The sequence below is a fragment of the Acinetobacter sp. BY419 genome, from assembly GCF_019038395.1.
In the GTDB taxonomy this organism is placed as follows: domain Bacteria; phylum Pseudomonadota; class Gammaproteobacteria; order Pseudomonadales; family Moraxellaceae; genus Acinetobacter.
The window spans coordinates 19,669-31,879 of sequence record NZ_JAGFXZ010000007.1 but is presented as its reverse complement, the minus strand read 5'-3'; the positions used below and the strand labels follow the sequence as shown (position 1 = coordinate 31,879).

Below are 12,211 nucleotides of genomic sequence, written 5' to 3'. Positions count from 1 at the left end.
CATGCGTCAACATACAGGTGTCGATAAGCTTATTCACTCTTTTGATCAGGCATTGCGCAGTCTCGTCCCAGGCACGACTTCTGCACAACGTGAAAATCCTGCCCAGCCGGTAGAAACCCAGTTAACGGTCAGTGATGCACGTCATGTAGCAGGTTTGATGCGAGTCAATCATAGTGGTGAGGTCTGTGCACAGGCGCTGTATCATGGTCAGGCCATGACGGCGAAACTCCCGAATGTGCGCCGTGAAATGGAACAGGCTGCAATTGAAGAACAAGATCATCTGGCCTGGTGTGAAGACCGTTTAAAAGAACTGGATAGCCATACCAGTCTTCTTAATCCGGTCTGGTACGGCCTTTCCTTCGGTATGGGTGCGATTGCCGGGATCGCGGGCGATAAATACAGCTTGGGTTTTGTGGCTGAAACAGAACGCCAGGTCAGCATGCATTTACAGCATCATATTAGTCAGTTGCCACCGCAAGATGAGCGTTCTCGCCGCATTCTGGAACAGATGAATGAAGATGAACTGCATCATCGTGAAACTGCACTAAACGCTGGCGGTGTAGACCTGCCTGTTCCGGTCAAAATGACCATGACTGCCATTTCCAAACTTATGACCAAGACCAGTTATTTTATTTAAATAAGACTGTTTCGGTTTTAGCCCACTCATTGTGGGCTTTTTAATACATCTCAAATCCTGATCTAAATTAACCGGTTAAAACTATGTGGTCATGCCTCAAGATCACCCCATAAAATAATAGAGGTTCCTCGTCTTATATACTTTCAATACTTCTTGTTCATTTCAGAGAGTAAATCTAGCTGGATTTCCTGTATTTGAGCCAGCCTTTCCCATTGATGCAGCAACAGATGATCTAGTTTTTCATGCAAATGCTGAATTTCGAGCTCGGCTTTTAAATTAATCTGATAATCATTTTGTGAACGTAAGCGGTCTTTTGCTTCCTGTCTATTCTGGCTCATCATAATAATAGGTGCCTGAATTGCCGCGAGACAGGAGAGAATTAAATTCAACAGAATAAAGGGATAAGGATCGGCGGGTCGAGTGACCAAAACAACCGTATTAATTATAATCCACAGCCCCAGAAAGATTGCAAAACAAATCAAAAATCTCCAGCTTCCACCAAAAGTTGCAACTTTATCGGCCAGCCTTTCACCCAAGGTCCATTTTTGCTCTAATTCCGTTTCCACATTTTTGGTGATCAGTTCATGCTGATGCATGCTATGAATCACTTCAACCTCAAGATCTGTGACCTCACCCTTTTCCAAACTTAATAATGAATGTACATACTGCATGCGATAGCGGGTTAGATCTGTCTGACAAATATAATCTTGCGGCGTCCAGACTGGAATATCCTTGCCAATCTCTTCAGTAATGACTTTTCTGACCGTTCCCATCGGAGTGAGATCTTTCAGAAGAAAGTGCTTGCCGCACACCAAACATTTATGGCTCTCATTTTTTTCTTTCATGATAATTCTCTTTTTAAACAAGCTCACTTAGCTATAATTTTTATATAATTGTTTTTATTAAATAAGTTTGATCCCTTGGATATCAATTATATATCAAGTCCGTCTGGTCTTTTGAATAAATGAATTTCACCTCGGTTTTATTTTGGGTTGATAAAATGCTTAACCAAGCGCACTATAATCTGATCATTCAGGCTAGTTTTCAGATCGATTCAATCTTATTATCTATACATGGCTTAAATTTACTATAATCATAATAATAAAAAAGGGGCTTCATTGTGCGCCACTCCTACCATTTTGAAAAACATTATATCGAACGTGCGGGCTGGCTTCGTGCAGCTGTACTGGGGGCAAATGACGGGATTATTTCGGTCACCAGTCTGGTCGTAGGTATCGCAGCCAGTGGGGCATCCACGGAAATTTTATTGGTGACCTGTGTTGCCGGATTAATCTCTGGTGCTGCATCAATGGCGGCTGGTGAATATATTTCTGTTAAGTCCCAACAAGACATTGAAACCAATGATCTGCTGATGGAAGAGCGTGAACTCCAACGCCATCCTGTCCACGAATTAAATGAGCTCAAGACGATTTATATACGGCGAGGTCTGGAACCTGCCTTGGCGCAAAAGGTTGCTGAGCAGCTCACCGAATATAATGCCCTAGATGCCCATGCCCGTGATGAGATCGGGATTTCAGCGCATACCTCCGCCCGGCCCTTTCTCGCTGCATTTTCGTCGGCGCTGGCATTTACTGTGGGCTCCTTATTTCCTTTAATTTCAATTATGATTCTGCCAGAACAGTATCTGGATAAAGGCGTCATGCTGATTGGTGTTTTAAGCCTGGGGATGATGGGCGCACTGGCAAGTTATGCCGGTGGCGTGAGTGTCTGGAGAGGTGCTATGCGGGTAATGCTCTGGGGAATTATCGCCATGTTATTTAGCGCATGGATCGGATCATTATTTAATGTGTCAGTCGCCTGAACATCTATTTATACTTTAGAATATTACAGCATATGACTGGACAACCATTCTTTTAACATCCCTAATCTGAAGTTTTTTTAAAATACTGGCTACACTGACAAAATTCGAATCTAACTTGGTCTACGTTCGGTTTTAATTGAGACGCTTAAGAGTCAAGATATATGCCTGAGAGGTATGTCTATAGAAACTGCGATCATTCTGGTCATCTTGGCAATTATTATAGGATTGCTGATCATTTTTTATAAAAAGAAAAAGTGAAAGGGCGATAATTCAAGTTTAGTACTTTGAGTTTTTTCATCGAGCTTAGAATCAACTCTATAGCATCCGATCAATCAAATATTAATTTCCCAGGGGAAAACAAAGAAATCCTCAGGTGACACAGCTTATCTGTATTTTTCTTTTGATATAAAAACAAAAAAGAGTCATAAAAAAGCCTGATCTTACTGAGTCAGGCGGGTTGATCATCAATGCTGTATCAATTTGCATGAGCAAGAAATCATATGATTTGATTTAAATGGGCTGTTCGACTATTGGGAAATCATGTCTTCCATGCTCGAATATGGCATCTGGCCAGATATCAAACATGGGTACTTTCACATCCAGAGCCAAGGGTAATTTTTTTTCATTAAACTGCATATGCGCCAGATGATGTCCCCAGGCAATCAGATCAACATCCAGGGTAATCTGATGCGATGGACGTATTCGCCCCGACGCCTGTTCTAGCTGTTTGAGCAGCTCAATCAGGTCTTCACTGGATTCTGAACTTCGCAATAAACATGCTGCATTCCAGTAATCGGCGCCTATACCATCCCGGCACGGAATCATATAAATGGGAGAAAACTGAACGTCTCCCCATTCGGCAATACATTGCTGCGCAGCTTGAAAGTGTTGCTGAGGATGACAATTACTCGCTAATGCTAGGGCGAAAATCGTTTCGGTGGCGTTCAAGACGTATCCCTACAGAATGGGCTTGCGCGATAATGGCAGGCTTACGGATCGTAATATTAATCGATTCAATTGCTGTAAAGGTAGTAAAAAGTGCATTCAGCACTAGCTTTGCTGCATGTTCGATCAATTCAGGCTGTGCCTCTTGAATGACTTTGGCTGAAATCTCACAAATTTCTGCATAGTTCAGCGTATCTGCCAGTGCATCTGAGTTTGATGCCTGTTCTAAATCAGTTTGAATGGTCAAATCCAGCATCAAGGGCTGAATAATTTGACGTTCCCAGTTAAAGCAGCCCACGACTGTCTCAACCTTTAGACCTTCAATAATAATGGCGTCCATGTTCTTACTCGGGAGTCTTAAAATCACTTCAATAATCTCCCTAAATCCCTCTTTATAAAAGAGGGACTTTCCACTTCTCAACATATTTTGATGAGCGTGTCGCTCCTCCCTTTTTAAAGGGAGGTTGGGAGGGATTCTGGTCTAGGTTAATGCTTTAACAGCAGATTCGGATCCATGGTTTGCACCATTTGCAAACGCTGATCGGCATAGATATCGGTATACGGCGCAAGAATTCGCATGAAACGGTCGAAATACAGCATTTGCTTAAACAGCAAAGCAAAGTCGCGCGGGAACCGGATCCCGTGACGTTCACCCACAGCCACCATATCCATCATGATATCGTTCAGGTCAGCTGGATTGGAGGTCAATAATTCCTGCGGATCTGCCATTAACACGCCACTAAACAAACGCTCCAGATCAGCCGCCAAGACTTTGGTATCAATCTGCACAGCAGTCATGCCCATTTTCAGCATGTTTTGTGCCATCAGCTCATAATTGGTATGTTGCAATGAATCCATAAACGCCATACATGCAGTCCATACCTCGGGCTTGAGCTGGCCGACAATGCCAAAATCAATAAAACCAACACGGCCATCTTCGAGTAGCATCAGGTTGCCGGCATGCAGATCGGCATGGAAGCTGTTACACATCATCAAGCTGCCAAACCAAGTATTCATCGCGGTAATAAGCACCTGAGACGGATCTTTAGATACTTTTTTGACCACTTCAAAATCTGTCAAAGGCACACCATATAAACGCTCCATTGTAAGCACACGACGGGTCGAATACTGATGATAAACTTTCGGTGCAGTGGCTGCCTTATTGTTGGTGATATTCAGGTAATTGACGAAATCATCCAAATTCTGCGCTTCTTCAATAAAATCGACTTCACGTACCATACGGGTTTTGATTTCATCGACAATATCGGCCAGTGACGCAAACTTGACTTTCGGTACTGCTTTTTCCAGCAACTTGGTCGCCCAATGCAATACATTCAGGTCGGTATATAAAATGGTTTCCACACCAGGTTTTTGTACCTTAATGACGACATCTTCACCGGATACCAGTTTGGCTGCATGCACTTGTGCAATGGAAGCAGAAGCTAATGGCGTTTCTTCAATAGAAGCAAAAATTTCATCCAGATTACGCCCTGCAAATTCAGAGGCCAACACTTGCTGGATATAGCTAAACGGCAAACGTGGTGTCTGATCCAGACAGCCCTGAAATTCCTCAACGTATTCACGTGGAAACAGGGACGGCGTGCTGGCAATGAACTGGCCCAGCTTGATATAAGTTGAACCTAATGACTCAAAAGTCTCACGCATCAGTTTGGCATTGCTCGGCTTTTCAGTGGCATATTTAAAGCCCGCCTTTGCCGCAACGACTGCTGTTTCTCCCATACGGGCAACTGAACGCATTCCATCTAACCAGATATTGTTTTTCATAATGTCTTAGGAAAAATTAATTAAACGCAGTGTAGCAAAAAAAATTCACTTTGCAGGCTTATCTTGCCTGACAGATTGGGCAATCTGTATCTTTTTCGAAAGCGAGAATTCGCTGTTTAAAACTCATACCATCCCACAACAACAGTTTTTGTCGGAGTGGCATCTCACCCAGACCTAGATATAACAAGGCATGATGTGCCTGCAAGCTGGCCATTACATTGGGCGTGGTCGCCAGCACACCGGAATCTGCACAGCGTAGACTTTCATCAGCCTGGTTTTCGGGTGGAAACAGACAGGCATAACAGGCGGAATCCCCTTCGACCATAAACAGCTGGCCTTGCAAGCCAATTGCCGAGGCACTCAACAAAGGCACATTCTGTTCAATACAAATCTGGTTGACCAGATAACGTGTGGCAAACTGGTCGCAGCCATCCAGTACCAGATCCTGATGTTTGATCAGGCTTGCAGCATTTTCAGCCCTTAAGGCCAGGTTCAGATATTCAACCTGAACATTCGGATTAATCTGCCCCAGTCTTTTCGCCAAGGTTTCAGCCTTATAAAACCCGAGATCCTGCGGTGTAAATGCCAGTTGACGCTGTAAATTACTCATCTCGATCGTATCCGGATCAATCAGGGTAATTTTTCCCACGCCTGCGCGCGCCAGAAGTTCTGCCAGTGCACAGCCAATTCCACCACAACCGATAATGCAAACATTGGAAAATTTCAAGCGTTCCTGAGCATCGATATCCCAGCCATCCAAGAGAATCTGGCGGCTATACAGATGCAGTTCAGCATCGGTAAGTTCGAATTCTGGGGATAACGCATATGTATTAAATGTAGACAAAATCTTTCCTTACTGTGAAATTATTTAAGAACTGAGGATACAAAGAACGCATCTACTGAATGATCAATCTGCTGATCAATCTCTTTCATATCAACCTGACGATTGACAAATAATAAATCGATAAAAGGTTTTGAAATGCTTGCACCAAACAGCATATCGGCCAAAATTTCGCTAGATAACTTCAGATTTAATTGCTGCTTGGAAATCTGGTCGATTGTAGCAATCAGATGATCTCGGCTAGCGGCAATACCCATTTCATAAAAGGTCTGTGATAAACCCTCCACTCCAATCTGTTCTACGATCGCCAGACGGCACAGCTTGATATGCCGTTCGGAAAGCACATGTACCGCTATCATTTTCAGACATTGCTTCAACTGCTGAATCTGATCCTGACTGAAATCTTTAAAGGCATTTTCTGGCCAGATATAAGAAGATGACACCAGCGATTTCAATAAATCTCGCTTATCCGAAAAATGCACATATAGGGTCTTTTTCGACATGCCCACCGCAGCTGCAATTTCTGCCATGCTGACCTGTTCAAAACCCTTCTCTCCAAACAGTTGTTCTGCTGCATTAAAAATTTCTTTACGCCGGTCTTCTGCTGACATCACTAACGGACGTCCTAGTTTTGTCATTTCAAATTACCTTGACTTAGGAAACCATTGGGTTTCATAATTAGCAGTTCAATTTCTAATCCTTGATAAATTATGACAGCCTCACCAAATCGTGCAATGCCTTTGCTGATTGCCTTACTCGCGACCATCGGTCCACTGGGGATCGACATGTATCTTCCCAGTATTCCCGCAATGGCAGACGCCTTGGGTAGCAGCGAAGGTGCTGTGCAATTGAGCTTAATGACCTTTTTTGTCGGGTTAATGCTGGGTCAGCTTTTATATGGACCTTTATCAGACAAGTTTGGCCGTAAACCTCTTATTTATCTTGGGCTCAGCATTTTTACACTTGGTTCGATCGCCTGCGCCTTGGCAGAAACCGTACAGCAACTGCAATGGCTTCGTTTTGTCCAGGGTCTAGGTGGCTCAATTGGTATGGTAATTGCCTTCGCCATTGTTAAGGATCAATTTCAGGGCCCAGCCATGGGTAAAATGATATCGATGGTTTTAGCAATTCTGGGATTATCACCCGTGGCTGCCCCGTTGATCGGTGATGGTCTACAACAACTCGGTTCATGGCGCACGATTTTTATTTTTCTTGCAGCATATGCCGCGATTGTTTTGATAGCTGTATGTACCTTTCTGCCAGAAACCCGCACAGTGGAACAACGTACTCAGTTTCAGCTACGCAAAACTTTTAGCCATTATGTAAAAATTGCTACCGATCGCAAATTCATTTTCTATGCTTTGACTTTATGTATCGCCCAAGCCGGTTTCTTTGCTTATATCGCCGGTTCTGCTAGTGTTTTTATTTCTGAATATCACTTAAGTTCGACCCAGTTCAGTTTGCTGTTTGCCGTCAATGCTGTAGGGCTGATTGCAGCTGCAATTTTAAATCCACAATTGCATGAAAAATTTGGTCCCTTAAAAGCTTATAAAATTGTAAATCTAGGCTTTCTGGCGGTGATGGCTATTTTACTGGTCTGCCTGTACTTGGGTTTGAATCACTTGATTATTCTATGTGCCGGCCTGTTTATGGCAGTGACTTTACTCGGTTTCATTATGCCGACAGGCAGTCAATTAGCCTTGATGCATCAACATACACTTGTCGGAACGGCTTCTGCATTATTGGGCTCACTTCAGTTTGGTTTTGGTGCGCTAGCCACTACCTTAACCGGTATTTATGCCAGTTCGGGTAGCATAAGCTTAATCAGTATTATCTTTATTTGTGCTCTAGTTTCTGGCCTCATGTGTCTGATTCTATTTCCTAAAAAATTACTTTCTGCTTAATTTTTTCAACGACATTTATACAATACGGCTAACGATCTATTCCGCATGGATCGTCAGTAAAAACAAATTGATTAAATCATTGATTTGGTTTTTATTATTTAATCAATTTGTTTCTCTTATCCTTTCATTTTTTATCTTTGATCTCCTTGTAAACAGAAGCTTCTGCATAGCAATTGTGTAGCCTCTACTTGTCTTTAAGTAGGAAAATGTACGATTTGAGTGAGACATGTCACCGAGCTGCATAAATATGAGTAAGCTGCAAATACCGAGCAATAATTGCATCTTTCCAGAATCATAGGGAGCAGACATGACAATGCATAATACTCATAACGCTACAGAACATGATAATCGAGAAAAATTATGGGAATTGATCAAGGATGTCCGTTACACCATGATCAGCCATTTAACCGACACCCATGAACTACATTCACAGCCGATGACCATGTTGAACTCCGAGCAGATGAGTGAACGGCAAAATTTATATTTCATCCTGCGTAATACCAATGATTTAGTTAAAGCAGTAGAAACAGGGCGTGGTCAGATTGGTCTGTCTTTTGCTAAACCGTCAGATGGTATTTATGTGTCAATCAGCGCACATGCTCAGATTAGTACTGACCGTATTTTAATTGAACAATTGTGGAATCCGTGGGCAGAAAGCTGGTTTGAGGGCAAGGATGATCCGACTGTACGGGTATTGATTGCTGAAGCTGTCAGCGCAGAATATTGGAATGTCACAGACAACAAAGTTACCCAGCTTTTTAAAGCTTTAAAGGGCGGCGTTACCGGTGAAGCGGGCGAGCCTCATGCCGAACACCAGAAAATAAATTTACAAGGCAATATCTGGTAATTGGTGTATTTAGCCTCTTCAAATTAAGAGGCTAAATTTTTGATATATTTCATTTTAAATATTATTGTAATTTTTATGTAATTACATAAAAATATATTTCCGTTTAATTCAATTCACTGTTTTAAAAATCAGTCCTATATGTGACTTAAAATTTAACTAGAAAATGATTATTTCTCAAACACAAAAGGCTGCCATGGCAGCCTTTTGGCATTTCATTAAAAAATTAGTTTTAAAAACTAACTGACTTGTTTTATTTCTTGGATTTTGGCAATTTCCTGCTGTTTGAGTAAATTACGCTGAATTTTACCACTGGAGGTTTTAGGTAAAGATTCGACAAACTCAATCTCTTTTGGATATGCATGTTTGGATAATCTTGAACGTACATAGCTTTGCAGCTTCAACATTAATTCCTCAGTGGCGGGATAAGCTGATTTAAGCACCACAAAGGCTTTTACAATTTCCGTTCGTTCTGGATCTGGTTTACCGACTACTGCAGACTCAAGTACCTCTTCACATTCAAGCAAGGTACTTTCTACATCAAAAGGCCCGACCCGATAGCCCGAAGTTGTAATGACATCGTCCGCACGCCCAATAAAATCAATGCCACCATATTCATTCAGTTTTACGGTATCGCCAGTTAAATAATACTGCCCGACAAATGATTTACGGTTATGTCCTGCATAGCCTTCAAACCACATCAAAGGTGAAGCTGAACAGTCTATTGCTAAAGTTCCAATCTCCCCTTTTTCTACCTCCTGATGTTCTTTAGTCAACACCGCAAAGCGATGCCCAGGAATGGCAAAACCAGCTGAACCGACTTTTTTATGATGTTCCAGGCCATGATGATTGGCAATCACCATACCGAGTTCAGTCTGTCCATATTGATCATAAATATTCACATTTAAATCATGGTTGAACCACTGAATCACTTCAGGCGTAAGCGGCTCACCTGCGCTACTCACCACGCGTAAATGCGAACTGATGCCTGCATCAAATTTTTCTTTAAAGCCAAACAACATGCGAAATGCGGTGGGCGATCCCGTCAGATTGCTGACCTGATATTTTTGAATGATTTGTACGGCGTTATCTACACTAAAGCCACGTTCATCCATGATGATGCTGTGCCCTAAACTGAGTGGCCCGGCAATGCCATAATATAGTCCATATGCCCAGCCCGGGTCTGCCAGATTCCAGAAGGAATCTTCTTTCCGCAGATCTACAGCGTGCAGCATATAGCCTTTAAAGGCCAGTAAGGCTTTTAAAGGCACCGGAACCGATTTAGCCAAACCAGTGGTGCCTGAAGTAAACATCATCAAAAAGATATCATTAAACTTGCAACTTAAGGGTTCAAACTCTTCTGGTTGTCGCTGTAGCTCTGTCCAGAAATCGGCATCTGGATATTGTTCTGCCGCTTCCTGATGCACAGTTAGAATGTTGGGGACATTCAGATCATGAAGTTTCAGTTGCTGCTCTTGGTCAGTGACAATCAATTGGGTATTGGCTGTACTGATACGATGTTCAATGGCTTTGCTTTCAAAGGCAGTAAATAAAGGTTGATAAATGGCACCAATCCGCCAGGTTGCTAATATAGTAATTAAGAGTGCTGGTGTTCTTGGTAGCAATCCCGCAATACAGTCGCCGGCTTTCAACCCCAAGGAATGCATATAATTGGCCAGCTGCCCTGAAGCGACTGCCAGTTGTTCAAAGGTCCACTGCTCTGCTTCACCATTCTTGTCTTCCCAGATTAGCGCCGTTCGGTTTTGACCTAGGTAACCGCCCACAACATTCGGTATAGGCATTGATGCAATCTGCATTTCCCACCAGCTGTTCCTGAACCATTTTTTCAAAATCAAATTCAACATATGCTTGTTCTAATGTCTTCATGACGACAACCTCTTTTCCTGTTATATGTTTCAGGCGACCCTGCCTGACTGTGTCCATTTATCATTATTGTTCTTGCTAATTCCGTCAGCATGTTTTTTCAAAACTGCATTCCCTATGGCTAGAACAGGAATGAAGATTTTTTGTCTAGTCTGAGTAATACAGGCCATGCCCTCATCATGTCTCGTTGATACTGGCAATTTTCACACTTATAAATAAAAAATCTGGCTTTGAGCATCGACCAAATTTATTTTTAAATAGTCTCAGCGCTGACAGACTTCACGCGCAATCACCAAGCGTTGAATATCCGATGCGCCTTCATAAATCTGACTGACGCGCACATCTCGATAAATCCGCTCAACAGGAAAATCAGATACATAACCATAGCCACCATGAATCTGGATCGCATCGGAACAGACCCGTTCTGCAATGATAGATGCAAACAGTTTTGCCATTGAAGCTTCTTTTAAACAGGCCAATCCTGCATCTTTTAAAGTCGCAGCATGTAAGGTGAGCTGACGTGCAGCTTCTATTTGTGTTGCCATGTCTGCCAGTCTAAAAGCTACGGCTTGATGCTGCACAATTTCCACACCAAAAGCTTTACGCTCATTGGCATATTCCACCGCAGCATCGAGTGCAGCGCGAGCCATTCCTACCGATTGTGCAGCAATTCCGATACGACCCGACTCAAGGTTCGACAGGGCAATCTTGTAGCCTTCACCTTCCTGACCCAGCAGATTCTCCGCTGGAATCCGGCACTGATCCAGAACAATGGTCGCGGTATCGGAACAATGCTGACCCATTTTTTCTTCTAGGCGTGACACGATATAACCCGGTGCATCGGTTGGCACCAAGAAGCATGAAATACCTTTTTTGCCTGCCGACTTATCCGTGACAGCAAAGACCAAGGCGATCTGCGCATGTTTACCTGTCGTAATAAACTGCTTGGTGCCATTTAACACCCATTCATCACCATCACGTTCAGCTTTACACTCAAGCGCACTGGCATCTGAACCGGCCTGAGGTTCTGTTAAACAGAAACAGCCGAGCCATTCACCAGTTGCCAGTTTGGTCAAATACTGCTGTTTTTGTGCTTCAGTGCCATAGCGCTGGGTAATGCCACAAGGCAAAGAGTTCTGCACACTAATGATGGTCGAGATTGCTCCATCGCCTGCGGCAATTTCTTCAAGAGCCAAAACCAGTGAGACATAATCCAGACCTGCACCGCCCCACTCTTCAGCTACCGTCATACCGAGCGCACCAAGCTCACCAAGTTCTTTGAGTTCCTGTGCTGGAAATTGTGCTGTTTTATCGCGTAAGGCTGCTGTGGGTTTCAGTTTTTGCTGCGAATAGTTACGCATCATGTCCTGAATCATTTTTTGTTCGTCATTTAAAAGCACGGGCTATTTCCCTCTTATTTATTTCTGTTCTGCATTCATCTTCAGCAAAATGTACTAACTGCTCTTGCCCTCATCTTTCCTAGAGGTATTCGGCAAATTCAGGCTGCAACTTTCCCCTGACATACAGTTGCTATTCTTATGAATCAGGG

At 43.0% G+C, this 12,211-nt stretch carries 11 protein-coding genes and 1 pseudogene; 4 read left to right on the top strand and 8 right to left on the bottom strand.

Annotation, left to right across the window (positions count from 1 at the left end; translation table 11 throughout):
• Window position 1: 1 nt before the first annotated feature.
• Entirely contained in the window at window positions 2-637 is a 636-nt protein-coding gene (coq7, locus tag KUG37_RS04325) for a 2-polyprenyl-3-methyl-6-methoxy-1,4-benzoquinone monooxygenase (protein WP_216937683.1), read from the top strand.
• Between the two features lie 143 nt (window positions 638-780).
• Here coq7 and KUG37_RS04320 read toward each other — a convergent pair whose 3' ends face one another.
• Entirely contained in the window at window positions 781-1,482 is a 702-nt protein-coding gene (locus KUG37_RS04320) for a DUF1003 domain-containing protein (protein WP_216937685.1), read from the bottom strand.
• A 275-nt stretch (window positions 1,483-1,757) separates the two neighbouring features.
• Here KUG37_RS04320 and KUG37_RS04315 point away from each other — a divergent pair, with 275 nt between their 5' ends.
• On the top strand, window positions 1,758-2,459 hold the full coding sequence (locus tag KUG37_RS04315) for a VIT family protein (protein ID WP_216937687.1): 702 nt from the start codon (window positions 1,758-1,760) through the stop codon (window positions 2,457-2,459).
• A gap of 510 nt (window positions 2,460-2,969) precedes the next feature.
• Here the strand turns inward: KUG37_RS04315 and KUG37_RS04310 are convergent.
• The 5 genes from KUG37_RS04310 to KUG37_RS04290 form a co-directional block, all read right to left on the bottom strand.
• Window positions 2,970-3,407, bottom strand: coding sequence for a 2-amino-4-hydroxy-6-hydroxymethyldihydropteridine diphosphokinase (locus KUG37_RS04310; RefSeq protein WP_216937689.1), 438 nt, complete (start codon window positions 3,405-3,407; stop codon window positions 2,970-2,972).
• Window positions 3,364-3,744 carry a dihydroneopterin aldolase gene (gene folB, locus KUG37_RS04305; protein WP_216937691.1) on the bottom strand — a complete coding sequence of 127 codons (381 nt, stop codon included), beginning with the start codon at window positions 3,742-3,744 and terminating at the stop codon, window positions 3,364-3,366. The genes KUG37_RS04310 and folB overlap by 44 nt, the downstream gene beginning before the upstream one ends.
• A gap of 146 nt (window positions 3,745-3,890) precedes the next feature.
• Window positions 3,891-5,189 carry an AarF/ABC1/UbiB kinase family protein gene (locus KUG37_RS04300; RefSeq protein WP_216940207.1) on the bottom strand — a complete coding sequence of 433 codons (1,299 nt, stop codon included), beginning with the start codon at window positions 5,187-5,189 and terminating at the stop codon, window positions 3,891-3,893.
• A 58-nt stretch (window positions 5,190-5,247) separates the two neighbouring features.
• Window positions 5,248-6,033, bottom strand: coding sequence for a HesA/MoeB/ThiF family protein (locus tag KUG37_RS04295; protein WP_216940204.1), 786 nt, complete (start codon window positions 6,031-6,033; stop codon window positions 5,248-5,250).
• Window positions 6,034-6,053: 20 nt separating this feature from the next.
• The gene (locus KUG37_RS04290) at window positions 6,054-6,668 is read right to left on the bottom strand and encodes a TetR/AcrR family transcriptional regulator (protein ID WP_216940203.1); all 615 of its coding nucleotides are present in this window, start codon (window positions 6,666-6,668) and stop codon (window positions 6,054-6,056) included.
• A 72-nt stretch (window positions 6,669-6,740) separates the two neighbouring features.
• On the opposite strand from KUG37_RS04290, the gene KUG37_RS04285 reads away from it, so the two are divergent.
• Window positions 6,741-7,934: a multidrug effflux MFS transporter gene (locus KUG37_RS04285; RefSeq protein ID WP_254202608.1), complete on the top strand. Its 1,194-nt coding sequence runs from the start codon at window positions 6,741-6,743 to the stop codon at window positions 7,932-7,934.
• 313 nt (window positions 7,935-8,247) lie between these two features.
• Window positions 8,248-8,781 (top strand): pyridoxamine 5'-phosphate oxidase family protein, encoded by a 534-nt coding sequence (locus KUG37_RS04280; RefSeq protein WP_216940232.1) that lies wholly within the window; start codon window positions 8,248-8,250, stop codon window positions 8,779-8,781.
• A 236-nt stretch (window positions 8,782-9,017) separates the two neighbouring features.
• On the opposite strand, the pseudogene KUG37_RS04275 reads toward KUG37_RS04280, so the two are convergent.
• Window positions 9,018-10,665: pseudogene (locus KUG37_RS04275) on the bottom strand (AMP-binding protein).
• Between the two features lie 260 nt (window positions 10,666-10,925).
• Window positions 10,926-12,062, bottom strand: coding sequence for an acyl-CoA dehydrogenase family protein (locus KUG37_RS04270; protein ID WP_216940201.1), 1,137 nt, complete (start codon window positions 12,060-12,062; stop codon window positions 10,926-10,928).
• Window positions 12,063-12,211 lie beyond the last annotated feature (149 nt).

Excerpts from the sequence above, each read along its gene's own strand:
- KUG37_RS04285 (WP_254202608.1), top strand. The coding sequence starts at position 6,741 with ATGACAGCCTCACCAAATCGTGCAATGCCTTTGCTGATTGCCTTACTC.
- KUG37_RS04280 (WP_216940232.1), top strand. The coding sequence starts at position 8,248 with ATGCATAATACTCATAACGCTACAGAACATGATAATCGAGAAAAATTA.
- KUG37_RS04320 (WP_216937685.1), bottom strand. The coding sequence starts at position 1,482 with ATGAAAGAAAAAAATGAGAGCCATAAATGTTTGGTGTGCGGCAAGCAC.
- KUG37_RS04300 (WP_216940207.1), bottom strand. The coding sequence starts at position 5,189 with ATGAAAAACAATATCTGGTTAGATGGAATGCGTTCAGTTGCCCGTATG.
- KUG37_RS04290 (WP_216940203.1), bottom strand. The coding sequence starts at position 6,668 with ATGACAAAACTAGGACGTCCGTTAGTGATGTCAGCAGAAGACCGGCGT.
- coq7 (WP_216937683.1), top strand. The coding sequence starts at position 2 with ATGCGTCAACATACAGGTGTCGATAAGCTTATTCACTCTTTTGATCAG.
- folB (WP_216937691.1), bottom strand. The coding sequence starts at position 3,744 with ATGGACGCCATTATTATTGAAGGTCTAAAGGTTGAGACAGTCGTGGGC.